Annotated in this window: 21 protein-coding genes and 3 tRNA genes; 12 read left to right on the top strand and 12 right to left on the bottom strand. The window is 70.6% G+C overall.

What is annotated here, in order from left to right; translation table 11 throughout:
• Positions 1-23 precede the first annotated feature (23 nt).
• From ABD798_RS07195 to ABD798_RS07180, 4 genes are all read left to right on the top strand, one after another.
• On the top strand, positions 24-2,012 hold the full coding sequence (locus ABD798_RS07195) for an acetoacetate--CoA ligase (protein ID WP_344871887.1): 1,989 nt from the start codon (positions 24-26) through the stop codon (positions 2,010-2,012).
• Positions 2,009-2,188: a hypothetical protein gene (locus ABD798_RS07190; protein WP_344871885.1), complete on the top strand. Its 180-nt coding sequence runs from the start codon at positions 2,009-2,011 to the stop codon at positions 2,186-2,188. Before ABD798_RS07195 ends, ABD798_RS07190 begins: the two co-directional genes overlap by 4 nt.
• Positions 2,189-2,326: 138 nt before the next feature.
• Positions 2,327-2,416 (top strand) — tRNA-Ser (locus ABD798_RS07185).
• 38 nt (positions 2,417-2,454) lie between these two features.
• Positions 2,455-2,527, top strand: a tRNA-Arg gene (locus ABD798_RS07180).
• A gap of 64 nt (positions 2,528-2,591) precedes the next feature.
• On the opposite strand, the gene ABD798_RS07175 is transcribed toward ABD798_RS07180, so the two are convergent.
• Complete coding sequence (locus tag ABD798_RS07175; RefSeq protein ID WP_344871883.1) at positions 2,592-3,044, bottom strand: hypothetical protein; 453 nt, start codon at positions 3,042-3,044, stop codon at positions 2,592-2,594.
• Between the two features lie 116 nt (positions 3,045-3,160).
• Here ABD798_RS07175 and ABD798_RS07170 point away from each other — a divergent pair, with 116 nt between their 5' ends.
• Positions 3,161-4,300 (top strand): hypothetical protein, encoded by a 1,140-nt coding sequence (locus tag ABD798_RS07170; RefSeq protein WP_344871881.1) that lies wholly within the window; start codon positions 3,161-3,163, stop codon positions 4,298-4,300.
• A 5-nt stretch (positions 4,301-4,305) separates the two neighbouring features.
• Here ABD798_RS07170 and ABD798_RS07165 read toward each other — a convergent pair whose 3' ends face one another.
• The 5 genes from ABD798_RS07165 to ABD798_RS07145 form a co-directional block, all read right to left on the bottom strand.
• On the bottom strand, positions 4,306-5,082 hold the full coding sequence (locus ABD798_RS07165) for a hypothetical protein (RefSeq protein WP_344871879.1): 777 nt from the start codon (positions 5,080-5,082) through the stop codon (positions 4,306-4,308).
• A gap of 35 nt (positions 5,083-5,117) precedes the next feature.
• Positions 5,118-5,918, bottom strand: coding sequence for an SAM-dependent methyltransferase (locus tag ABD798_RS07160; RefSeq protein ID WP_344871876.1), 801 nt, complete (start codon positions 5,916-5,918; stop codon positions 5,118-5,120).
• Positions 5,918-6,562: a response regulator gene (locus ABD798_RS07155; protein ID WP_344871874.1), complete on the bottom strand. Its 645-nt coding sequence runs from the start codon at positions 6,560-6,562 to the stop codon at positions 5,918-5,920. Before ABD798_RS07155 ends, ABD798_RS07160 begins: the two co-directional genes overlap by 1 nt.
• Complete coding sequence (locus tag ABD798_RS07150) at positions 6,550-7,842, bottom strand: sensor histidine kinase (RefSeq protein ID WP_344871872.1); 1,293 nt, start codon at positions 7,840-7,842, stop codon at positions 6,550-6,552. Before ABD798_RS07150 ends, ABD798_RS07155 begins: the two co-directional genes overlap by 13 nt.
• Before the next feature lie 262 nt (positions 7,843-8,104).
• Positions 8,105-8,875, bottom strand: coding sequence for a glucose 1-dehydrogenase (locus ABD798_RS07145; protein ID WP_344871870.1), 771 nt, complete (start codon positions 8,873-8,875; stop codon positions 8,105-8,107).
• Between the two features lie 427 nt (positions 8,876-9,302).
• Here ABD798_RS07145 and ABD798_RS07140 point away from each other — a divergent pair, with 427 nt between their 5' ends.
• Complete coding sequence (locus ABD798_RS07140) at positions 9,303-10,445, top strand: thioester domain-containing protein (RefSeq protein WP_344871868.1); 1,143 nt, start codon at positions 9,303-9,305, stop codon at positions 10,443-10,445.
• A 59-nt stretch (positions 10,446-10,504) separates the two neighbouring features.
• Here ABD798_RS07140 and ABD798_RS07135 read toward each other — a convergent pair whose 3' ends face one another.
• Positions 10,505-11,890 carry a BNR-4 repeat-containing protein gene (locus ABD798_RS07135; RefSeq protein WP_344871866.1) on the bottom strand — a complete coding sequence of 462 codons (1,386 nt, stop codon included), beginning with the start codon at positions 11,888-11,890 and terminating at the stop codon, positions 10,505-10,507.
• A gap of 279 nt (positions 11,891-12,169) precedes the next feature.
• Between ABD798_RS07135 and ABD798_RS07130 the strand changes: the two genes are divergently transcribed.
• Complete coding sequence (locus tag ABD798_RS07130; RefSeq protein ID WP_344871864.1) at positions 12,170-12,772, top strand: putative glycolipid-binding domain-containing protein; 603 nt, start codon at positions 12,170-12,172, stop codon at positions 12,770-12,772.
• Position 12,773: 1 nt separating this feature from the next.
• Here the strand turns inward: ABD798_RS07130 and ABD798_RS07125 are convergent, their stop codons facing one another.
• From ABD798_RS07125 to ABD798_RS07110, 4 genes are all read right to left on the bottom strand, one after another.
• Positions 12,774-13,181 (bottom strand): nuclear transport factor 2 family protein, encoded by a 408-nt coding sequence (locus tag ABD798_RS07125; RefSeq protein WP_344871861.1) that lies wholly within the window; start codon positions 13,179-13,181, stop codon positions 12,774-12,776.
• Between the two features lie 55 nt (positions 13,182-13,236).
• Entirely contained in the window at positions 13,237-14,421 is a 1,185-nt protein-coding gene (locus ABD798_RS07120; protein WP_344871859.1) for a thiolase family protein, read from the bottom strand.
• A gap of 27 nt (positions 14,422-14,448) precedes the next feature.
• The gene (locus tag ABD798_RS07115) at positions 14,449-16,410 is read right to left on the bottom strand and encodes a hypothetical protein (protein ID WP_344871857.1); all 1,962 of its coding nucleotides are present in this window, start codon (positions 16,408-16,410) and stop codon (positions 14,449-14,451) included.
• A gap of 67 nt (positions 16,411-16,477) precedes the next feature.
• Positions 16,478-17,461 carry a prephenate dehydrogenase gene (locus tag ABD798_RS07110; protein WP_344871855.1) on the bottom strand — a complete coding sequence of 328 codons (984 nt, stop codon included), beginning with the start codon at positions 17,459-17,461 and terminating at the stop codon, positions 16,478-16,480.
• 187 nt (positions 17,462-17,648) lie between these two features.
• Here ABD798_RS07110 and ABD798_RS07105 point away from each other — a divergent pair, with 187 nt between their 5' ends.
• From ABD798_RS07105 to ABD798_RS07090, 4 genes are all read left to right on the top strand, one after another.
• Positions 17,649-18,137: a tRNA adenosine deaminase-associated protein gene (locus ABD798_RS07105; protein ID WP_086820817.1), complete on the top strand. Its 489-nt coding sequence runs from the start codon at positions 17,649-17,651 to the stop codon at positions 18,135-18,137.
• Positions 18,138-18,141: 4 nt separating this feature from the next.
• A complete protein-coding gene (locus tag ABD798_RS07100) occupies positions 18,142-18,624 on the top strand; it encodes a nucleoside deaminase (protein ID WP_344871853.1) in 483 nt (160 codons plus the stop codon).
• An 84-nt stretch (positions 18,625-18,708) separates the two neighbouring features.
• Entirely contained in the window at positions 18,709-18,918 is a 210-nt protein-coding gene (locus ABD798_RS07095) for a CsbD family protein (protein WP_086820815.1), read from the top strand.
• 47 nt (positions 18,919-18,965) lie between these two features.
• A tRNA-Ser gene (locus ABD798_RS07090) sits at positions 18,966-19,052 on the top strand.
• 388 nt (positions 19,053-19,440) lie between these two features.
• On the opposite strand, the gene ABD798_RS07085 is transcribed toward ABD798_RS07090, so the two are convergent.
• A complete protein-coding gene (locus tag ABD798_RS07085) occupies positions 19,441-20,181 on the bottom strand; it encodes an APH(3') family aminoglycoside O-phosphotransferase (RefSeq protein ID WP_344871850.1) in 741 nt (246 codons plus the stop codon).
• A gap of 127 nt (positions 20,182-20,308) precedes the next feature.
• On the opposite strand from ABD798_RS07085, the gene ABD798_RS07080 reads away from it, so the two are divergent.
• Complete coding sequence (locus ABD798_RS07080; RefSeq protein WP_344871848.1) at positions 20,309-22,771, top strand: endonuclease/exonuclease/phosphatase family protein; 2,463 nt, start codon at positions 20,309-20,311, stop codon at positions 22,769-22,771.
• Positions 22,772-22,897: the final 126 nt, after the last annotated feature.

Here is a 22,897-nt window from a genome sequence, read left to right as displayed (position 1 = left end):
TGCTGATGAGTTAGGAAGCAGGCATGAGCGAGAACCTCACCGTCGAGGAGCCCGAGCTGTTGTGGCGGCCCGACCCCGATCGGGTCGCCACCACCAAGATCGCCGCGTTCCGCGCGTGGTTGCGCGCCGAGCGCGAGCTGGACCTGCCGGACTACCCGGCGCTCTGGCAGTGGTCGGTCGACGACCTCGCCGGGTTCTGGGGCGCGCTCGCCGAGTTCTCCGACGTGCGCTTCCACGACCGCCCGAGCTCGGTGCTCGACGACGAGCGGATGCCGGGCGCGAAGTGGTTCCCGGGCGCAACGCTCAATTACGCCGAGCACGCGCTGCGCGGCGGAGAAGGCAAGGGCGACAACGACTCCGCAGTCATCTTCGCGCGCGAGGACGGGTTCGAGGCCACGCTGACCCACGGGCAGCTGCGGGCCGAGGTCGCCGCCGCGCGCGCCGGTCTCGTCGAGCTGGGCGTGCGCAAGGGCGACCGCGTCGCGGCGCTGGTGCCGAACTCTCCTGAGGCGCTGATCGCCTTCCTCGCGGCGGCGAGCCTGGGCGCGACGTGGTCCTCCTGCTCGCCGGACTTCGGCGTTCGCGCGGTGTCGGACCGCTTCACCCAGATCGAGCCGACGGTGCTCGTCGCGGTCAACGGCTACGTCTACAACGGAAGGCAGTTCGACACTCGGTCCACTGTGGACGAACTTCGGCGCGGCATCCCGGGGCTCAAGGCCACGGTGCTCGTCGACTACCTCGCAACGGGCGCCGAGCTGCCGGGCACCGTCGGCTGGCGGGAGCTGTTGGACCGCAACGCCGGTGCGGAGCTGGAGTTCGAGGCCGTCGGCTTCGACCACCCGCTGTGGGTGCTCTACTCCTCGGGCACCACCGGGCTGCCCAAGGGCATCGTGCAGGGCCACGGCGGGATCGTTCTCGAACACGTCAAAGCCCTTGCGCTGCACTGCGATCTGGGCCCGGGGGAGCGGTTCTTCTGGTTCACCACCACCGGCTGGATGATGTGGAACTTCCTGATCTCCGGCCTGATGGTGGGCAGCACGATCGTGCTCTTCGACGGCAACCCGGCGCACCCGGACCTGGGCGCGCTGTGGCAGCTCGCGGAGCGGCACAGGATCACCTTCTTCGGCACCTCCGCGCCCTACATCCAGTCCTGCCTCAAGCGCGACATGAAGCCCGCGCGCGAGCACGACCTGTCCGCCTTGCGGGCACTGGGTTCCACGGGCGCCCCGCTCTCGCCGGAGGGCTTCCGCTGGATCATGGACGAGGTCGGTGACGTGCAGATCGCCAGCGTCTCCGGTGGCACCGACCTGTGCACGGCCTTCGTCGGCGCGGCGCCCGACGTGCCCGTGTGGCTGGGCGAGATCTCCTGCCGGATGCTCGGCGCGGCGGTGGATTCCTTCGACGAGGCGGGAAAACCCGTCTCCGACGAGGTCGGCGAACTCGTGGTCACCAAGCCGATGCCGTCGATGCCGGTCTCGTTCTGGAACGACCCCGACGGCTCGCGGCTGCGCGAGGCCTACTTCGAGACCTTCCCCGGCGTGTGGCGGCACGGCGACTGGATCCGGGTGACCCCGCGCGGGTCCTGCGTGATCTACGGGCGCAGTGACTCCACCCTCAACCGGGGTGGCGTGCGGATGGGCACCAGCGAGTTCTACCGCGTCGTCGAGGGCTTCGACGAGGTGCTCGACTCGCTCGTCATCGACACGTCGGGCGTGGGTCAGGGCGACGGCGAGCTGCTGTGCTTCCTGGTGCTGGACAAGGGAACCGCGCTCCCCGACGTCGAGCCGCGACTGCGTGCGGCACTGCGCGCCCAGCTCTCGCCCCGGCACGTGCCGAACCAGTTCGTCGCGGTCGCCGACATCCCGAGGACGCTCAACGGCAAGAAGTGCGAGGTGCCGGTGAAGAAGATCCTGACCGGTACGCCCGCCGACCGCGCCGTGAGCCGCGAGGCGCTGAGCAATCCCGACGCGTTGCGGCCCTTCGAGGAACTGGCCAGGAGTAACCGGGCGTGACGAGCTCCTCCACCCGTTTGGGCGTTGCCGCGCCCGATCGGCCCTGGAAGCTTCTGCGCATGGCCTTGGACGAGCAGGACCTCTGTGGGCACACCCCGGAACCGGACGGCTACGGCGAGATCGGCCGTCCTGGTTCGGGCTTCGGCACGGTCGAGTCCGACCGCGAGGAGGCGTAGCGGCACGGGTCGCCGGGGAGCGGTTCTCCCTCCCCGGCGCCCCCCGCTGACCAGTGCGAACGCGGTTAGGGGACCCCCGTTTTGCTTTGCGATGGACGCTCTGTGTAAGGTTTACCCCGGCGGTCAGAGATGGCCCCGGGAGGCTTCGCCTAGTCCGGTCTATGGCGCCGCACTGCTAATGCGGTTTGGGTTTATCGCCCATCCCGGGTTCAAATCCCGGAGCCTCCGCAGTGCCCGACCTCGGTCGGGACACAACTGAAAAACTCGCGCTCGTAGCTCAACGGATAGAGCACTTGACTACGGATCAAGAGGTTACAGGTTCGAATCCTGTCGAGCGCACGTCTGGTTGAGACAGCTGAAAGCCCCCTGGCAACAGGGGGTTTTCTGCTTTTACGGGGCCTTTTCAGACCGCGCACAGGACGGCGGCGGCCAGCTGCCCCGCTCCCCGCGTCAGCCCGGTGACGACGATCTCGCCGCCGCCGACGAGGGCGATCCGCAGGTGCACGTCCAGCCCCAGCAGGCGGCTCACCCCGGTGTCCCCGGCGGTGTTGGTGGCGGCGGAGAACTGGTGCCACCGGTACACGTGGGCCTGCCCGGAGTGCTCGTGCACCAGACCACCCTCGTGCAGCAGGAAAACCTCGTCGGGATGGCGCACCGCGAGCCGGGCGTGCGTCCACCCCGCCCACAGGCACGGGAGAGCGACGATCGCGGCGGCGAAGGGGATCGGGAACGGCAGAGCACAGCCGACGAGGCAGACCGCGCCCACGGAAAGCAGTACCAGTGCCCGTTTCCGGCGCCCGGCCTGGTCGGTCTCGAAGCGCGTGACGCGGGCGCCCAGTTCCCTGCTGCCGGCCACTCCGCGGCTCCTCTCGCCGCGCGGAAGACTAGCGCTGCCGATCTCCCTCGCCCGCACGAGACCGTCTCCCCCTGCGGAGGGAGGTCGCGGCGCGGCGTGCGCCAGAGACTCGGAGCATGACCGAACGAGCACTCACGCGGACCTCCGCGCTCGCACTCCTCTGGTCGTTGCTCGCGACGGCGCTCGGACTGCTGTGGACCATCGACACCTCGCTGTACCCCTTCGGCGCCAACGACACCCGGCCCGGCGGCGGTTCACTGCTCGCGAGTGTCGACGTGCGGGTCGGCGCCTCGGCGACGCTCGTGCTGGGTGCGGTCGGAGTGCTCGCGGCGCTCGCGCTGCGCAGGGGGAGCGGGCGTCCGGTGGCCGTGCTGGGCGGGCTCTACGCGGTCCTCTTCGGCCTGTGCGTCCCGGACATGCAGGTGCTGATCCTGGTCGGCTACCTCTTCGCGCTCGGTGCGCCGATCGCGCTGGTTGTCGTCCTGATCGCGGGAGCGCTGGGGAGCCTGCGGCGCGCACTGGTCGTGCTCGGCGGGCTGCTGGTGCTCGGGTTCGCGGCGTGGTGGAGCGGAATCCTCGACGGCACTTCGGTTTCCGCGCTCCTCAACGCTGAGGCCGCTCCGGAGAACCAGCTCTCGATCCGACCGGTCTACATGGTGTTCTTCCTCGCGGGCGGCCTGGTGTGGGCGTGGGCCTCGGTCGTCGCTTTCCGTGCCGCGAAAGGACGTTGCGGCTCGTGCGGGCGGCCTGGCGCCAGGTGGACCGAGCCGGAGGCAGCTGCGCGCTGGGGCCGCTACGTCACCATCGCGGCCGCGCTGTGCCCGCTGCCGTACGGCCTGATGCGGATGTCGTGGCTGACGCCGGTCGCGTTGCTGGGGCCGGAGAACGTCGCGGAGTCGCCGGGAATCCGGCTGATGGGACTGCTGCTGGGCTTCGCCGCGATCGGTGGCAGCGTGCTGACGCTCGGGCTGATCCAGCGCTGGGGCGAGATCTGGCCCCGCTGGGTGCCGGTGCTGCGCGGACGCCCGGTTCCGCTCGCGTTCCCGGTGACCTTCGGCGCCCTGATCGCCGCCGTGATGGCCTTCGCCGGGGTCGCCTTCGCGATCACGGCGCTGTCGGGGCCGGACCCGAAGCCGGAGATGCTGCTGGTCTTCCCGTTCCCGCTGTGGGCGCCGCTGCTGGCCGCTGCCGTGCTGGCGCACTACTACCGGCGCCGTCCGGCCTGCCGCCACCACGCGGTGACGGCAGACCGATGAGCGAGCTACACCGCGCCCTCGTCCAGACCGTCGGCGTCGAGGCCTTCGAAGCCCTCCGGGCCGAAGCCGTCCGGGAAGGCGGCGCTGGCGGCCAGCTCGAACGCGGCGGAGCGGGCGACGATGTCCGTCGGCGCGTCGGCCAGGTTCCACTCGACCATGTCCAGCACGTCGGGGTTGCCGGAGACGCGCTCGCGCAGCTCCTCCGGGTCGACGTCCTCGCCGCGCAGCAGCGCCACCGCGATCCACGCGGCCGCGCCCAGGTCACCGCCGTCGGTGGCGAGCTTGGCGAAGGACTCCACGTGCAGCGGGGACACCGCGTCGGGGGCGACCGTGGCGAGGGCGATCATGCCCGCTGCGTCGCGCTCCAGCGTCAGGTGCTCGAAGAGCGCGGGGGCGACGGCGACGACGGCCGCGCGTGCGGCGACCACGGTCTCCGGGAGGTCGGTCTCCACGCCCGCCTCGTCGTAGGAGGCGCAGACGATCTCCGTGCCGTCGGCGGAGAAGGCCGAGGTGGTGTTGGCGATCGCGGCGACGAAGAAGGTCAGGTGCGCGCGGATCTCGGCGTCCAGCCCCGGACGGGGGAGCAGCTCCGCGAGCATCGGCACCACGTGCGGTGTGGCCTCGGACAGCGTGTCCTGGTGCAGCAGCCTGCCGTAGAGGTCGTTGATCGCCGACTGGCGGCCGTCCTCGTCCGCGCCGGTCAGCGCGTCCAGCAGGGCCGGAACCTCGGTCGCGGGCCCGTAGGCGTCACGCAGTCCGGTCCAGTCAAGAACCCCGGTCACTTTTCCTCCTGGCCTCACCGATGTGACGGCCGAGGCTAGTGGATCACCCGGGGCCGCCACGACAGGGTGACAACGTCGTCCCCGGACGAGCCGAGGTCCGGCGGCCGATCCGGGTCGACCCCGAGCACGCGCAGCTGTCTGTCCACTTCGGACGCTCGGTCGCCGGGAAGGCACAGCCGCCGCCTGGTGACCTCGACGAGCGAGGCGAAGTCGGCGTGCTCGGCGGCGGGCGCCCGGCTCCACCGCTCGACGCGGGGCTCGATTCCCAGCTCCCGCAAGCAATCCGCGAAGTCATCAGCCGTGGGGCCGGTCGGTCGCTCGATGCCGTGGAAGTGCCGCCACAACGGGTTCAGCGAGGTCAGCGGGTGCCGCTCGGCCGTCTCCACCACGACCAGCCGCCGCGCGTGGGCGGTCATGGCCGCCACGAAGGGTCCGAGGTCCGGCACGTTGTAGACGACGTGGCCGCACACCACCACGTCCACCACCGGGCAGCTCGGCGCGACCTCGGGCCAGTGGCCGAGCACCGTGCTGGCCTCGGCGCGCCTGGAGAACTCCGCGAGCAGCTCGGCGTCATCGTCCACCGCTGTGAGCGATGTGGCTGCACGCAAGGGAATGCTGGCCGCGCCCGCCGCCGCGCCGATGTCGAGCACAGTGCCACCAGCGCCGAGCGCCTCCTCGGCGAGCCGCAGCGAAGCGCCTTCGCGCCGAAGCAGCTGGCGGTCGCACCGCCGGAGGAAGACCTCGCGCGGCAGCACCCACGGCGACTCGGGCTGGCCGACGTCGGCCGGGATCGCCCACGCCGCAAGGGAGTCACGCCACCTGTCGAGTGCTCGCATCAGCTCTCAAGATAGCGGAGCACGGCCAGCACGCGCCGGTGGTCGGTGCCGGCGGGCGGGAGGTCGAGCTTGCCGAGGATGCTGCCGACGTACTTCTCCACCGCGCGTTCGGTGATCGTCAGCGCCGAGGCTATGCCCGCGTTGGAGCGGCCCTCCGCCATCAGCTGCAACACCTCCCGCTCGCGCGGGGTGAGCGGCGCCATCGGGTCGTTGCGCCGGTTGCGCGCCAGGATCTGCGCGATCACGTCGGGGTCGAACACCGCGCCGCCCGCCGCGACGCGGTTCAGCGCGTCCAGGAAGTCCGCGACGTCGGCGACGCGGTCCTTGAGCAGGTAGCCGACCCCGTTGAGATCGCCGCCGATCAGGTCGGCCGCGTAGCGCTCCTCGACCCACTGCGACAGCACGAGCACGGCGGTCTCCGGCTGCGCCTGCCTGATCAGCAGGGCCGCGCGCAGTCCCTCGTCGGTGAAGGTCGGCGGCATCCGCACGTCGACGACGGCCACGTCGGGCCGGTGCGAGCGGACCGCGCGCAGCAGCTGCTCCGCGTCGCCGACGGCCTCCACGACCTCGTGCCCGTTCTCCGCGAGCAGCAGGGTCAGCCCGGTGCGCAGCAGCGCGGAGTCCTCGGCGATCACGATTCGCACGGCAGCTCCATCGTCAGGGTGGTCGGCCCGCCCACCGGGCTGTGCACCGTCAGCGTTCCGTCCACGCCGCTCGCGCGGTCCGCCAGCCCGGCCAGGCCGTGGCCCGGCCGCACGAAGGCTCCGCCGGAACCGTTGTCCCGCACGGTGATCCGCAGCGCCACGCCGGAGCGCTCCACGCCGACCACGACCTTGCTCGCGTCGGCGTGCCTGGCGATGTTGGTCAGCGCCTCGGCGGCCATGAAGTAGGCGATGGCCTCGATCGTCCTCGGTGGCCGCTCGGAGACGTCGTAGCGCACCGTCACGGGCACCGGAGAGCGCGCGGCGAGGCCGGACAACGCCGCGTCCAGGCCCCGGTCGGCGAGCACCGGGGGGTGCAGTCCGCGCACCAGGTCGCGCAGCTCGGTGATGGCTTCTTTGGCTTCGTTGTGGGCTTGTTCGAGCAACGCGCTCGCGCCGTCGGGGTCGTTGTCCTTCTTGCTGCGAGCCCGGCCGAGCGTCATCGCCAGCGACACCAGCCGTTGCTGCGCGCCGTCGTGCAGGTCGCGCTCGATCCGCCTGCGCTCCGCCTCGACGGAGTCCACCGTCGCGGCCCTGCTCACCTCCAGCTCGCCGACGCGCTCCGTCAGCTCGTGCATCTTGCTGCCGCGCAACAACAACTGCGCGAGTCCGATGTGGACGTTGGAGAAAACCCGCCACAGCAAGGGAGAACCCAGTACGAGCGTCAGACCGAGCAGGATGCACAGCGGCCCGTTGATCGCGATCTTGGGAGGGGTCGCCAAGAAGGCCAGCTCCGGCAGCGCTCCCTCGACGAACATCATCCGCAGCGGCTCCCTGACGAGGTAGCCGCCCAGCGCGAGGACGAGCAGCGGCGCCAGCAGCGTCAGCAGGGCCAGCGGCAACCGCAGGACGTTGTACGCGGCGAGCTGCCAGAAGCCGGAGTCGGTGAGCAGCGAGCGCGCGTCGCCGAGCAACGAGGTGCCGGTGGGCACCGTGCGCGGCGAGATCCGGATGTGCACTCCGAAAACCCGGCGGAACCACGTGGACTCGCTGCGCGCTGCGCTGATCAGCACGTCCCCGGTGAGCACGAACAGCGGCACACCGAGCAGCACCAGCGGGAGCGTCACCAGCGAGCCGACCAGGCCCGCGACCGTCGCGAAGGCGGTCAGCAGCGCCCACCACGGGGCGATCAGCAGGTGCAGCGCGCCGAGCCACGCCCGCTTGCCGTAGACGAACCGCAGCCCGGTGCTCACCCGGCTCGCGGCGGCCATGTCACCACTCACCGGCACATTGTTTCGGGAGCGCGATGACCTGCGCCAACCCGGGAACCCGTCAGCCGGCACACCGGCTAGCACCCCTGCCGATTCCGGTGTTCGCTCAACCGCGACATCCGGGACGCGCCGGAGGTACGGGTGTCTTCAAGACCACCAAACCCCCCTTTCGATCATCGCCAACCGCCCCCGACTTCGGCGCATCCGAGGGTTTGCCGTCGTTGGAGACCGCGGGGAACGGGGTTGGGTGGTCTTGAAGACCGGCGAACCCGGGTCAGACGAGGCCGCCCGCGGCGACGATGGACTGGCCGGTGATCCACCGCGACTCGTCCCCGGCCAGGAAGGCGACGACGTCGGCGATGTCCTTGGCCTGCCCGAGCCTGCCGAGCGGCGTCTGCGCGATGAACCCGTCGAGGTTCTTCCTGACGTCCTGCGAGATCCCGTCGGTGTCGGTGATCCCCGGCAGCACGGTGTTCACGGTGATCCCGCGCGGCCCCAGCTCCTTGGCGGCGGAGACGGCGAACTGCTCGACGGCGGCCTTGGTGCCCGCGTAGATGCCGACCTTCGGGCTCGGGTAGCGGGTGTAGCCGGTGGAGATGTTGATGATCCGCCCGCCGTCGCGCAGCTCGCGCGCCGCGTACCGCATCGCCTGGAACGTGCCGATGAAGTTGACCGCGACGGTGCGCTCGATCTCCTCGTCGCTCACCTCGGCGGTGGGCTTGTTGACGGCGACCACCCCGGCGTTGTTGACCAGGATGTCCAGCGCGCCGAACTCCCGCAGCGCGGTCGCGAAGAGCCGGTCGACGTCGGCCGGGACCCCGATGTCGGCCTGGACGGCGACGGCCTTCCCGCCCGCCTCGGTGATCGCGTCTACGACCTCCTCGGCCGCGGCGGAGTTGCTGTGCCAGTTCACCACCACCGAGGCCCCGTCCTCGGCGAGCCGCAGTGCGATGGCCCGGCCGATCCCACGCGAGGCCGCGGTCACCACGGCCACCTTCCCGGTGAGCTTCTCGTTGTGCGCCAAGGATTTCGCTGAAGTCGTCATGGGACCGACGCTAAAGTTTGACACCCGTGTCAGGGTCAATGTGGTGCCGGACACACCCGGCCGCTGGATAGGCTCGGCGTTGCCGGGGGATTCGGAAACGATTGCGAAGCGTTTTCGCGGCGTTACACGTAATGCGTGTTTTCGCCCGATCGGTCCCATTGCCGTAACGCTGTACTGGGCTTTTGTCGGCCGCCCGGCTTTCGTTACCCACAGTGAAGATCGTTTTCCCGCTATGGGGTACCCCGCTCACGCGGGTTTGACACGAACGAGTATTGTTCGCCCGGTCGTTCCGCGAACCTGGTATTTCTCGCCGAGGAACTAGCCCGAACGGGCTAACCGGCTCGACGTCGAGCGACGGGTGCGTTTCAACAATTCCAAACCCTTTAAGCCCCGTTTCCGGGAGAGATCCCGAGCGGGAAGGAGAGTTATGGCATCCGGGTTGCGTTCCTCGCGCCTCGGCGCGGTGCTGCTCAGCGCCGCGGCGATCACCCTGGCCTTCGCGGGCCCTGCGTTCGCCGAAGCCGCCAAGGCCAAGGTCAACCACGCCGCCAACGTCGACGGCCTGCACGTCAAGCTGTCCGACGGCAACTCCTGGCACGCCAAGCTGCTTGGCGTCGAGCTGGAGGACGGCACCAAGGTCAAGACCTACTGCGTCGAGCTGACGGTCAACAACGTCAACGGCGCCCCGCTCGTCGAGTCCCCGTGGGAGAAGTACCCCGACAGCTCCAAGGGCTTCAAGACGCAGCCGGAGAAGGTCAACTGGATCCTGCACCACTCCTACCCCGCCGTGTCCGACCTGGCCGAGCTGGCCAAGGCCGCCGGCAGCGGGCCGCTGGACGAGCGCGAGGCCATCTCGGGCACCCAGGCCGCGATCTGGCACTTCAGCAACAAGGTCAACCTCCTCGACAAGCCCGGCGACAACCCGGCCGACGTCGTGGCGCTGTACAAGTACCTGACCGGTCCGAAGAACGTGGGCATGAAGAACCAGCCCGCGCCGGCGCTGACCGTCGAGCCCGCCGAGAAGTCGGGTGTCGCGGGCAAGGCGATCGGCCCGTTCAAGGTCAACACCACCGCCGACAAGGTGAGCGTGGAGGCCAAGGGTGACGCGGGCGCCAAGCTCGTCGACGCCAAGGGCAACGTCGTGACCTCGGTCGCCAACGGCGGCGAGGTCTTCGTGTCGGTCCCGGCCGATGCCAAGGCCGGCAAGGCCACCATCGACTTCAACGCCAAGGCCGTCCTGCAGAAGGGCCGCCTGTTCGTCGGTGACGGTGCCCGCACCCAGACGCTGATCCTGGCGCAGGCGGAGAACACCAAGGTGAAGGCCAAGGCCAAGGCTGACTGGACGGCGGCCCCGGTCGTCACCACCACGCCGGGCCCGACCACCACCACGGTCCCGACCACGGCGCCCACCACGACGCCGACGACCGCGCCGACCACCACGACCACGGCGAACAACGACGACCTGGCCAACACCGGTGCGTCGATCCTGTTCCCGGCGATCCTCGGTGGCGTGCTCGTCGCCGGTGGCGCCACCGCCCTGGTGCTCCAGCGCAAGCGCAAGAAGGCCTGATAGCCCTCTGAGCTGACGAGACGGGGCCGTGTCCACTGTGGACACGGCCCCGTTTCTCGTTACCGCAGCACGCAGCCGAGCACCGGCAGTTCGACCCGGCAGGGCCTGATCCCGGCAACGGTGATGTCGCCGTCGGCCACCTTCACGTCGCGGTCGCTGGACGCGCCGGTCGCGATGATCCGCGCCGGGTCGCGGAAGCCGGTGACGACCTCCACCCGCTGCACGGGCTTCGCCGTCGGGATCACCGTTTCCGGCCGCCAGTTCCGCCCGTCGGAGAGCAGGAACGTCTCGATGTTCGGCTGTCCCTCGCGCGTCGCGTACACCCGCCAGGTCGAGCTGTCGACGCGCTCCGCCTCGCGCACGCGCAGCCCCGTGGCGATTTCCTTCGTCTCCCAACGGTTTCCGGTCCACACCGACGCGAAGTCGTGCAGCACCTTGTTGTCGTCGCCGGTGAACCACAACAGGAACGGCCGGTTTTCGTTTGCGCCGACGAGCTGGATGTAGTCCGGGGACTTCATTCCGCCCGGCAGCACCAACGGCGTCTCGGCGACCTTCAAGTGCAGTTCCTGGTCCGCGTCGTCGATCTGCGTGCCCAGGTCGCGTCCGTTCGCGGAATGGAACGAGCGGGTGGCCGGGTCGAACGACGCGTAATAGACGTTTCGGTGGTAGCGGTCGTGTTTGTGGCCTTCAGGACCGCCGCCCGCGAGCGTGTAGACGATGTGCACCCGCTCCCGGGAACCGCTGCGTTCGTAACGCATCTGGCCGATGTAGATCTCGTTCATGTTGTCCGCGCGCGCCGTCGAGCCGATCGCGAACGGCTTCCCCGTGAGCTGCTCGGAATTGCGCCACGTCCGCCCGTTGTCGGTGGAGAGCACGTAGCGCATGGGCCGGGTGTCGGTCGGCACCGACGGGTCCAGCTCCTGCGTGGTCTCGCGGAAGAACACGTAGATGTGGCCGTTGGCGGTCTTGAAGGGCATCGGGTAGCTCGCGGCCTTGCCCTGCGGGATCTCCGTCTGGGTCCAGCCGTCCGAGATCGAGTGCGGGCGGTTGGTGCGGGTCATCACCAGCGCCTTGTTGTGCATGCCCTGGAAGACCAGCACGTGCCCGTCGTCGGCGAGCACCATCGTGGGGTAGTTGTGCGGGTCCGACTCACCCGCGGCGATCTTCTGCGGCGGGCTCCACGTGCCGCGCCGGTGGTCGTAGCCCTGCACGTAGTTGTCGGCGTGCTGGCCGGACCAGGTGATGTAGGTGGCTCCGGCGACCGGGTCGTGCACGGCGCCCGCCATCGGACGGCGGTCGGTGCGCGAGGCCACGGTGCTCGCCGTGGTGGTCGTGCTGAACTCCGGGGCCGGGCGTGCGGCGACGACCGCGGCGGCGGCCGGTGTTGCGGTGACCGTGGCCGCGAGCAGCGACAACGGCACGAGGACGCGAAGCAATCGCGACATGGGCGGGGACCTCCTGGTTGCGACCCGTTTCGGGTGCGCTCCAGGCGGCGGCGCGACGATCGTCGCACGTGGCTACCGGTGCGGGCCAGAACGGCGGTAGCGTGATCTTGGCTCGGCCGTCCTCCGACGTGGTGACTCACCGCCACGGCAGCGAGGGCCGGTCGGGTCGGCTGTGAGAACGCCCGGGTGAAGTCGAGTACGCTGCGTGGCTGGTGCTCGGCGCGCACTGTTCGTGACCAGGCCGGGCCGGAACGCGGGGACGCACGAGGAGCGATGAGCGTGTCGAACACCACTCCCGGCCAGCGCCGTCCGTTGCTGCTGACCTGGCAGGGCGTTGGCGCCCCGCGCCTGGAGTCGGCCCGGCTGCTGCTCTCCGACAACCGCAGGCTGCGGGCCGCGGGCCGGATGATCGCCCCGCGCACCCGCGAGGCCGAGGCCTTCAACGCCACCTACGACGTCACGGTCGGCGAGAACGGCGTGGTCAAGCGGGTCTTCCTGCACAGCATCACCGCCGAGGTCGAGCGGCAGCTGTCCTTCAGCCGCTCCGAGGACGGCTTCTGGCTGATGGACCGTGGCCAGGGCGCCCAGCGCACCCAGTTCGACGGCGCCGCCGAGGTCGACGTGCAGCACTGCGTGCTGTTCAACACGCTGCCCGTGCGCAGGCTCCAGCTGCACCACGAGGCGGGCGAGCACGACCTGCCGATCGCGTACGTGAGCCTCCCGGACCTCACCGTGGAGATCAAACGGCAGACCTACCGCACGGTCTCGGTCGGCGAGGGCACCTCGGTGGTCAACTACTCCTCCGAGGGCTTCAGCTCCGACATCACCGTCGACCGCGACGGCATCGTGATCGACTACCCCGAGATCGCCCGCCAGATCTGAGCTAGCGCGTGGCTTCGGCGATGGCGGCGGTGTCCCAGTAGAACGGGCGCACCTCGCTGATCCGGCCGCCGTGGAAGGCGATCGTCTGCAGGATCGGGAACTCCAGCTCGCGCCCGGTGGCCCGCGCACGCGCGCGAACGTCGGTGAGCACCACGATCGGCTCGGTCGTGGAGATCATCCGCTGCCGCACCATCTCGAAGGACTCCCACGCGGCGCTCATCGCCACGAAGAACCGCTCCATCCCGTCGTGCCCGCGCCACACCCCGCCGTAGGGCAGCGCGTCGGCCTGGTGCAGCACGACGTCCTCGGCGAAGAACGGCGCCAGCTCGGCGAAATCCGCCCTCCCCGGCCCACCGGCGGCGAGGTAGCTGGCCTCGGCGGCGTACATCCCCTTCAGCACGTTCAACATGCCTGGAAGCCTCGTCCGCGCGGCGCCCAAGAGCTGGCGGGAAACCGCCGTTGCCTCAGCCGCGCACTGCGATGGCCTGGGCCTGGCCGACCGCGACGCAGCTGACCGCGACGCCGACACCACCGCCTCGCGCACGGAGGTGCCTGCACAGGTCGGCGATCACGCGTGGCGTCGAAGCGCCAAGAGGGTGGCCGTAGGCGATCGCCCCGCCGTGCACGTTCACCCGCTCAGGCGCGATCTCCGGCAGGTGCCGCTGCACGGCCAGCACGACGGCCGCGAACGCCTCGTTGATCTCCCAGAGCGCCACGTCCTCGGCCTTCACGCTCATCCGGGCCAGCAGCTTCCGCACTGCCAAGGCAGCTGCGCCGAGGAAGCTCTGCGGTTCGCCCGCGACGACAGCGCTGCCGACGATCTCGCCGAGCGGCTGGACCCCGAGCTCGGCCGCCGTGCGTTCAGTACCCAGGAGCAACGCGACCGCGCCGTCGTTGAGCGGGGACGAGTTGCCCGCGGTCACGGGGCCGTCCGTGGAGAACGCCGAGCGCAGCGACCCGAGCTTCGCCGCGCTCGTCTCCGGTCGCACGGACTCATCGCGCCGCACAGGGTGCGAGGAATCCGGGGCGAGCACCGGGAACACGAAACCGTCGTGCACGCCCGCGTCCCACGCCGCAGCGGCCCTGCGGTGCGAGCGCAGCGCGAACTGGTCCATCTCCGCGCGGTCGATGCCCAGCTCCACGGCCGCGCGCTCGGCGGCGAGCCCCATCGGCACTGTCCACTCCTGAAGCATCCGGGGGTTCACCATCCGCCAGCCCAGCGTCGGCACCAGCTCCATGCGGTCGGGCATGGCCTGCGCGGGCCGGGGCACCACGAACGGCGCGCGGCTCATCCCCTCGACACCGCCCGCGATCACCACCTCCGCGTCACCAGCGGCGATCGCGCGCCCCGCCAGCACCACGGCCTCGCCGCCGGAGGCGCACAGCCGGTTCACCGTCGAGCCGGGCACCGTCACGGGCAGGCCCGCCAGCAGCGCGGCCATCCGGCCGACGTTGCGGTTCTCCTCACCGGCTCCGTTGGTGTTGCCGTAGACCACGTCGTCGACGCGGGCCGGGTCGAGTGTCGCGGAGTGCCGTCGCACCAGCTCCGAGATCGGCAGTGCCGCGAGGTCGTCGACCCGAACCCCGGAAAGACCGCCCCGGTACCGGCCGAACGGTGTGCGTGCTGCGTCCAGGATGAGCGCGGGCATGCCTCCATGCTGCCGTGTTCCGTGCGGTTACGCGGGGCCGAGCAGGAAGGAGACGAACGCCTGCGCAGGTGGGGTCGACGGATTCACCCCGATGGCCCGCACCTCGACGGTGTGCGGACCGAACGGCAGCTCGGTCGTGCTCAGCCCGAAGCGCCACCGCCCCGCCACACCCGGCCCCTGCTCGGCCGTGGGCAGCCGGGCAACGCGTTCGTTGTCCACCAACACCTCCAGCCCGGCCAGCGGCGCCAGCTCGCCCGCGGCGACCTGCGCCGCCGGACCGTCCAGCTCCACGGCCAGCACCACGCGGCCCGGTGTCAGCGTCTTGCCGGGGACCAAGGGCCGCGCCGAGGCGTCCAGCAGCTCGGCCCTCGGCTCCGCGAGCAGCGGCGGGGTCCTGCGGACCAGCGGGCGGCTCGACTGCGTCGCGGGGGGCTCGACGCGCGCGCCGGGCTCCGGGAAGACCTCGATCCCGGCCTGCATGACTTCGAGCGGGCCTTCGTACTCCACCACCACGTTCAGCGTGTTGAGGTCGCCGGTGACCACGAGCGCGTCCTTCGGCAGGTCCGCGACCACGGGGAAGCCCACGCCGGTCACGATCTCCGTTCCGGGCACCGCCATCCGCACGGGCACGCGGACGGTGCCGACCCGCACGGTCATCTGCTCCAGCCGCACAGTGCCCCGCGAGAGCAGGGTGAACCGCAGCTGGCCGCCGGAGTACTGGTCGAGCTGACGCCCGTTCACGGGGCGCTCCAACGGTTCCCGCCGATCGTCCTGCGACCAGTTGAGCCGTGGCTGCACCGACGGCTGCGGGGGAGCGGTCGGTGCTCCGAGGAAGCCGACGAGGTCGACGGTGCTGCGCGTCTGCCCCGAGCCGCGGCCGGTGAACCCGAGCAGCACGGTGGCTTCGCGCCAGTTCACCACGATGTTCGCGGCAGCCACGGGTTGCTTGTCCCGCAACACTTCCACGCGGTCCGCGTAGACGACGACCTCCCAGCGCTGCCGCACCGAGATCGGCATCGGCGGCAGGGTCGCGGGCACCGAGCGCCGATCGATCACCGTCGCGGAGCGCGGCGTTCCCGGCGGCACCAACAGCTGCGCGGCCCCGCTGTCGCCGAACGCGGTGGCCCGCAGCCGCACGGTTCCTGGCGGCAGCGACTGGTCCTCGACCGCCTCGGTCGGCTTCGTCGAGCCCTCGACCTCCTTCACCGTCCCCAGCACGAGATCCGCCGGGCCCGGCACGAGGTCGATGGTGAACTGCTGAGCGGTGCCGGGGCCGTCGGTCTCCACGATCGCGCGGCCCAGCTCCCCGTTTCGCTGCGGCGTCTGGGCCAGCCGGAACGGAGTGCGTGGGCGCAGCGTCGCGGGCTCGTTGCCGCAGTTGCCGACGATCACCAACTGCCCGGCCTCCTCGCCACCACCGGGCATCGCCGTGCCGCAGGAGCCGCGCTGGTTGAGCCGCCAGTTGTCCGCGATGGTCCTCGGATCGTCGAAGGCGTCGACGTAGCTCCACGGCTCGCGCAGCGGATACGGCTCCGGCCGCCCTGAGCCGCCGACGGGCGCCGAGCGCTGCCCGAAGGCGTCCACCGTGCGCACCTCGACCCGGTACTCGGCGCCGTTGTCCAGCCCGCCGATCTGCACGAGCGAGCGCGACACCAGGCGCGTGTGCTCCAGCGCCTTCCCCTTGCCCCACCGCACCTCGTACCCGGCCGCCCCCGGGGGAACGACGCCGTCGGAGAGCGAGTCGCCCCACCTCAGCAGCAGCTGGCGCGGGCCCGGCTCCACGGAGAGCACCGACACGGCGGCCGGGGGTGCCTGCGCGACCGGCAGGATCGCTCCGGAGGTCGAGAAGCGCTCCAGCTGGCGGGGTTCGGTCTGGCGCGGACCCTGGCGCACCGGCTCCGGTCCCTCACTGGTGGAGCGCAGCACGGTGACGGCGCCGACGAGGAGCACCGCCGCTCCGAGCAGCAAAACGAGACGCCGACGTTCCACCCGGCCACGCTAGCGGCGCCGGTGACCCCGGTCACCCAAGGTTGCCGAGCCGCAACGCTGCACGGGCTCAGATGGGCCAGTCGGCGTACTCGCCCACGGCGGTCATCCCGTCCAGCGAGGTGACCCGCCCGCCGAGGATGCCGAGGCTGCGCAACAGCTCCATGGCTTCGGGAGCGGTGAGGTCCACGCTGGTCAGCGGCTCGGGAGCCTGCTCGCGGCCCGCCTCCCACGCCCGCCGCGCGCGGTAACCGGTCTCCAGCGTCGCGCCGAGCGCCCCCGTCGAGGCCAGCGAGCCCCGGGCCGCGCCGAGCCTGCCCAGCGCGTCGTCGACCGCGTCCAGCAGCGCGTCCCTGTTGCCCTCGCACATCGCCTTCACCAGCGCGGGATCGCTGCCCGCCACGCGCGTCCCGTCGGCGAAGGACCCCGCCGCCAGCGCCATCGCCATCGGTCCGCCGTCCGTCCCGACCGCGGCGAGCACCGCGGCGAGCACGTGCGGCAGGTGCGAGATCCGCGCGACCGCCGCGTCGTGGTCGCCCTCGCCGGCGGGCACGACGTAGGCGCCGCAGTCCAGCGCGAGCGTCGCCACCTCGGCCCAGGCGATCGCGTCCGTGCCCTCGTCGGCGGCGACCACCCAGGCCGCGCCCTCGAAGAGCTTGGCGTCGCCTGCCGCCCAGCCGGACTCGGCCTTGCCCGCCATCGGGTGCCCGCCGACGTAGCGGGCCTCCGGCGCGTAGCGGCGCACGGCCTCCGCGATCGGGCCCTTCACGCTCATCACGTCGGTCAGCCGGGTCTTCGCCGCGAAGCGGTGCACCACGGTCAGCACGTCCGGCGCCGCGGTCAGGGGGACCGCGAGCACGATGAGGGAGTCCCGTTCGGCGGCGTGGATCACCGCCTCGTCCACCGTCGACACCACGGTGAAGCCGTCGGCTTCCGCGGCGGCCCGGTCAGCGGCGGAGGCCGCCGTGCCGAACACCTGGTAGCCGGCGGCGGCCGCGGCACGCAGCACAGAACCACCGATGAGACCCAACCCGATCACACACACCGAACGCACCCGGCCATCCTGCCGGTAGCCCGGCCGTCGCGGCAGAGGGCGGGCGGGTCGAACCTTCACCCGATCACGTGAGCCGGTGTCCTCAGCGCGCCGCAAACCTCCTCCGCACGGCCCGTATCGGGAATTCGCAGGTCTCCCGAGCCCCTTCTGGCTTTCGGCGGAGCGCGAATGCGCATAGCGTGTGGTCATGGCGGTGCAAGAACCGATCGGGGGAATTGCGGTCGCCGTCGTCCGAGAGGACGGACGGTGGCGGTGCAGCCCCATGGACAGCTCGGTGCTCACCGACCTCGACAAGGCGATCACCGAACTGCGCGGACTGCGGTCCACGGGTGCGGTCTTCGGACTCCTCGATGTCGATGACGAGTTCTTCGTTGTTGTCCGCCCCACCCCGGGCGGAGTCGACCTGCTGCTCTCCGACGCGGGCGCGGCGCTGGACTACGACGTGGCGGCCGACGTGCTCGACCTGCTGCGCGTGGATCCGCCCGATCCCGACGACGAGGAGCTCTGGCCGGAGGGCGACCTCGGCCTGCTCGCGGACCTCGGCATGCCCGAGCCCGAGCTGCGCCTGGTGGTCGGCGAGGACGAGCTCTACCCCGACGAGCAGCTGCGCATGATCGCCCAGCGCTGCGGCTTCGTCGACGAGTTCGACAAGGTCGCGGAACCCCTGCTGGCCTGAGCGCATGACACCGTTCGCCACCCCGGCCGACCGGGCGCTGATCCGCGTCGCGATCGAGGTCGCGCGCACCGCCGCCACATCAGGGGACGTGCCGATCGGCGCCGTCGTCGTCGCTCCGGACGGGACCGAGCTGGCGCGCGCCCGCAACGCCCGCGAGGAGCTCGGCGACCCGACCGCGCACGCCGAGATCCTCGCGCTGCGCGCCGCGGCGGCCCGCAACGGCGACGGGTGGCGGCTGGAGAACTGCACGCTCGCGGTCACCGTCGAGCCCTGCACCATGTGCGCGGGCGCGCTCGTGCTCTCGCGGATCGGGCGCGTCGTCTTCGGCGCGTGGGAACCGAAAACCGGCGCCGCGGGATCGCTCTGGGACGTGCTCAGGGACCGCCGGTCCAACCACCGTCCCGAAGTCGTCGGCGGCGTTCTCGAAGCCGAATGCGCCTCGCTGATGAACGAGTTCTTCGCGTCTCCTTCTCACCGCTCCGAGTGATCCCGGCCACGAAACCGTGATGGATTCCGCAGCGCGGGCATCTCTCCTGTGTCCCCTGCCAGAACGCGAGAAGGAGAAGTCGCCATGAGCGTTTTCGACAAGGCCAAGGACAAGGCCGAGCAGCTCGTCGGACAGGCGAAGGAGGGCCTCGGCAAGCTCACCGGCAACGAGGACCTGGAGAACGCGGGCAAGCGCGACCAGCTCTCCGGTGAGGTCAAGGAAGCCGGTCACGACCTGAAGGACAAGGCCGCCGGCGCCGTCCAGGACGCCAAGGACAAGCTCTCCGGCAAGTAGCGGGGGGCCGTGCGAAAGCGGCGTCAGGCTCGGGTAGGCTGTCCCACGGTAGCGTGTCCGAGCGGCCGAAGGAGCACGCCTCGAAAGCGTGTGAGGGTTCACGCCCTCCGTGGGTTCAAATCCCACCGCTACCGCTCAGGCTCAGGCGACGTGTGTCCGCGGAAATCGCGGACCCCGTCGCCTGAAGTCATTCTGGGGGTGCAACCCCCAGGCCCCGCCCGGGCGGCTTCGCCCCCGGACCCCCGCCCAGCGTGGTTTCGTCGGGTGGGCTGGGTTCCGTTGGATGCCGGGCTTTTTCGTTGCTGCGCCTAGAGGCCCTGTCCTGTAAGTCACCGGGTTTGCAGGTCTTCAAGACCACCCAACCCCCGCCCCAGCCGTCTTCAACGACGGCAAACCCCGCAAGGCCAGAGGGTTTGCGGCGGTTAGCGATGATCAACAGAGGGGTTTGGTGGTCTTGAAGACACCCCAACCCCAGCGACACCGTGACCGGAACGCACAGCGCAACCACTTACAGGACAGGCCCTAGAAGAACTCGTCCAGCAGTTGGTAGAACTCCACGCGCTCGGGGTCGGGAACGACGCCGTAGGACTTGAAGAAGCGCGGTGCGTGAGTGGGGCCGAGGCTGCGCGCGGTCAGCGCGAGGTCGTTGTAGCGATCCGCGACGCCGAGCCGCCCCACGTCGATCAACCCGGTGATCGTGAGCGTGTCCGGGTCGAGGAGCACGTTCGGAGTGCAGAGATCGCCGTGGCAGACCACGAGATCCTCGCTCTCGGGGCGATTCGCTTCGACATCTTTGATCAGCTCCAGGGCTGTGCGGCCGAGGCGGTGCTCGTCGAAGTCGGTCTCGTCGACCAGCCCGGCCTCGGCGTTGCGCCTGGCCTGCGGGATGACCTCGTCGAGCGTGCGGTCGAAGGGGCAGTTCGCCACCGGTAGCGCGTGCAGCGTCCTGGTGATCTCGGCCAGCGCGGCGACCTGCTCGGCGCTCCAGTCCCTGTCCTCACCGCCCAGTTCGGCGAGCGAGCGACCGGGCACGGCGACGGTCACCATCCAGGTCTCGCCCAGCTCGACGACCTCCGGTGCGGGCAGGCCCTGCTCCCTGAGCCAGCCGAGGCACGCCGCCTCCTCGTGCAGCTCAGTGCCACCCTCGACGGTCTTCAGGAAGTAGTCGGTCGAACCGGAGAGCCGCCAGACACCGGCGCCCGAACAGCCGATGGTCACCTGCTCCCACGTGTGCTGTGCGTATCGGGCGTGCACCTGCTCCATCACTCTTCCAGCTTCGCTCACCGCGCAATCGGTTTCGAACTGGTGGCAAGTTGTTGCATAGGCGCCTGTCCAAGTTCACCCCGTCGGGGAAAGATTCCACCTCCCGAATACCTGTACGGGAGGACGCGTGACCCCGCACCGCCGCCGCACCACCCTGTCGGCACTGGCAAGCACAACCCTGCTCGTCGCACTCGCCCCGGCCGCAACGGCGGCTCCCTCGCCCGACGCGGTCATCGCCGAGGTCTACGGCGGAGGCGGCAACGCAGGGGCCACGCTGACCTCGGACTTCATCGAGCTGAGCAGCCCGACCGCCGTTTCGCTCGACGGTTGGAGCGTGCAGTACCTGCCCGCCGCGCCGTCGCCGACCAGCCGCTGGCAGGTCACCAAGCTGGCCGGGAGCATCCCCGCGGGCAAGCGCTACCTGATCGCCCAGGCCAAGGGCCCCGGCGGCACCGTCGCGCTGCCCACCCCGGACGCGACCGGGACCACCAACCTCTCCGGCACCGCGGGCACCGTCGCGCTCGTCAACAGCGACCAGCCGCTGACCTGTCTCACCGCCGCTGACTGCGCCGCCGTCCCCGCCATCCGCGACCTGGTCGGCTTCGGCGCGGCCACCGTGCGCGAGGGCGCTCCGGCTCCCGCCGCCAGCAACACCTCCTCGGTCGCGCGCAAGGCCGACACCGACGACAACGCCGCCGACTTCACCGCAGGCGACCCGACGCCGGAGAACACCAAGGGCGAGCGCCCCGGTGGCGGCGACCCCGGACCGGCTCCGGAGAAGGCCCGCATCCACCAGATCCAGGGCACCACGCGGCTGTCTCCCTTGGCGGGCAAGCAGGTCATCGACGTTCCCGGCGTGGTGACCGGTGTTCGCGCCTTCGGCTCCTCGCGCGGTTTCTGGTTCCAGGACGCGCAGCCGGACTCCGACCCGCGCACCAGCGAGGGCCTGTTCGTCTTCACCGGCACCACGACGCCCGCCGTCAAGGTCGGCGACTCGGTCCTGGTCGCGGGCAAGGTGGCCGAGTTCTACCCGCTCGCCAGCGGGGAAACCGTCGCCAACACCGCGAACCAGTCGGTCACCCAGCTCACCGGCGCGCAGTGGACCGTGCAGTCCAGCGGCAACACCGTGCCCGCCGCCGAGGTGCTCAAGCCGGACACCGTTCCGGTGCCGATCGCGCCGAGCCCCGGCGGCAACATCGAGGGCCTCGCCCTTGAGCCCGCCAAGTACGCCCTCGACTTCTACGAGTCCCGCGAGGGCATGCGGCTGCGGGTCGACGACGCGCGCGTCGTCGGGCCGACCGACGGCTTCAACGCGTTGTGGGTGACCAGCAAGCCCGGCCAGAACCCGACGGCGCGCGGCGGCTCGAACTACCAGTCCTACGCAGACGCCAACACCGGCCGCATCAAGATCGAGTCGCTGATCCCGTTCGCTGAGCGGCCTTTCCCGATCGCCAACGTCGGCGACAAGCTCACCGGGACGACCGAGGGACCGCTGGACTACAGCCGGTTCGGCGGGTATGTCCTCCAGGCCAGCGCGCTCGGTCAGCACGTCGCCGGGCCGCTCGCGCCGGAGACCACCCGCAAGCAACGCGAGCACGAGCTGGCCACCGCGACCTACAACGTGGAGAACCTGTCGCCGAAGGACGACCAGGCCAAGTTCGACCGCCTCGCGGGTGCCGTCGTCCGCAACCTCGCCGCGCCGGACATCGTTGCGCTGGAAGAGATCCAGGACGACAACGGCTCGACCAACGACTCCGTCGTCTCCGCCGAGCAGACACTGCGCCGCTTCACCGACGCGGTCGTCGCCGCAGGCGGTCCGCGCTACGAGTGGCGCCAGATCAACCCCGTCGACGACGCCGACGGCGGTCAGCCCGGCGGCAACATCCGCGTCGCCTTCCTGTTCAACCCCCAGCGAGTGTCCTTTGTGGACCGTCCGGGCGGCGATTCCGTCACTCCCGTTGCGGTGCACCAGGAATGGGGCCGCGCCAAGCTCAGCGCGTCGCCCGCCCGCATCGCCCCGGCCGACCCCGCGTGGCAGTCCAGCCGCAAGCCCCTCGTCGGCGAGTTCCGCTTCCCGGCTCAGGGACCTTTGCAGCGCAGCGTTTTCGTGGTCGCCAACCACTTCAACTCCAAGGGCGGCGACCAGCCGCTGCACGGCCGCATCCAGCCGCCCGTGCGCTCCAGCGAGACCCAGCGCCTCGCGCAGGCCAAGCTCGTTCGCGGCTTCGTCGACAGCCTGCTCAAGGCCGACCGCAACGCCAACCTCGTCGTGCTCGGCGACCTGAACGACTACGTCTTCTCCCCGGCCGTTCAGTCCCTTCTCGACCCCAAAGCCCTTGTCGCGCCGATGAACCAGCTTCCCGTCGGCGAGCGCTACAGCTACGTCTTCGAGGGCAATTCGCAGACCCTCGACCACATCCTGGTCGGCAACCGCCTTCAGAAGCGGGCCAACCTGGACGTTGTGCACATCAACTCCGAGTTCCACGACCAGGCAAGCGACCACGACCCGCAGGTGGTGCGATTCCTCCCGCGAACCGGAATCGACTGGATCGACGACCTGGAGCAGTTCCTGTACGGCCTGCTTCCCTGATGTGACGCGCTTTCCGGCCCGTTCCAGTTCCTGGAGCGGGCCGGAGGTCTGTCAGCACATCGAGGGATCGTTTGCCAGCGCGGCAAACCCCCTTCCGCTGCCATCGTTCAGGAGTGACGATCCTGC

Origin of the sequence: Allokutzneria multivorans, from assembly GCF_039537405.1 — a bacterium.
Lineage (GTDB): Bacteria > Actinomycetota > Actinomycetes > Mycobacteriales > Pseudonocardiaceae > Allokutzneria > Allokutzneria multivorans.
The sequence above is the reverse complement of the archived record's forward strand: the minus strand, read 5'-3'. Positions and strand labels throughout refer to the sequence as shown.

Bases quoted from the DNA above. Each gene is read 5' to 3' on its own strand.
- ABD798_RS07140 (WP_344871868.1), top strand. From the start codon at position 9,303: ATGGCATCCGGGTTGCGTTCCTCGCGCCTCGGCGCGGTGCTGCTCAGC.
- ABD798_RS07195 (WP_344871887.1), top strand. From the start codon at position 24: ATGAGCGAGAACCTCACCGTCGAGGAGCCCGAGCTGTTGTGGCGGCCC.
- ABD798_RS07125 (WP_344871861.1), bottom strand. From the start codon at position 13,181: ATGTTGAACGTGCTGAAGGGGATGTACGCCGCCGAGGCCAGCTACCTC.
- ABD798_RS07105 (WP_086820817.1), top strand. From the start codon at position 17,649: ATGGCGGTGCAAGAACCGATCGGGGGAATTGCGGTCGCCGTCGTCCGA.
- ABD798_RS07085 (WP_344871850.1), bottom strand. From the start codon at position 20,181: ATGGAGCAGGTGCACGCCCGATACGCACAGCACACGTGGGAGCAGGTG.
- ABD798_RS07135 (WP_344871866.1), bottom strand. From the start codon at position 11,890: ATGTCGCGATTGCTTCGCGTCCTCGTGCCGTTGTCGCTGCTCGCGGCC.
- ABD798_RS07100 (WP_344871853.1), top strand. From the start codon at position 18,142: ATGACACCGTTCGCCACCCCGGCCGACCGGGCGCTGATCCGCGTCGCG.
- ABD798_RS07095 (WP_086820815.1), top strand. From the start codon at position 18,709: ATGAGCGTTTTCGACAAGGCCAAGGACAAGGCCGAGCAGCTCGTCGGA.
- ABD798_RS07160 (WP_344871876.1), bottom strand. From the start codon at position 5,918: ATGCGAGCACTCGACAGGTGGCGTGACTCCCTTGCGGCGTGGGCGATC.
- ABD798_RS07120 (WP_344871859.1), bottom strand. From the start codon at position 14,421: ATGCCCGCGCTCATCCTGGACGCAGCACGCACACCGTTCGGCCGGTAC.
- ABD798_RS07145 (WP_344871870.1), bottom strand. From the start codon at position 8,875: ATGACGACTTCAGCGAAATCCTTGGCGCACAACGAGAAGCTCACCGGG.
- ABD798_RS07170 (WP_344871881.1), top strand. From the start codon at position 3,161: ATGACCGAACGAGCACTCACGCGGACCTCCGCGCTCGCACTCCTCTGG.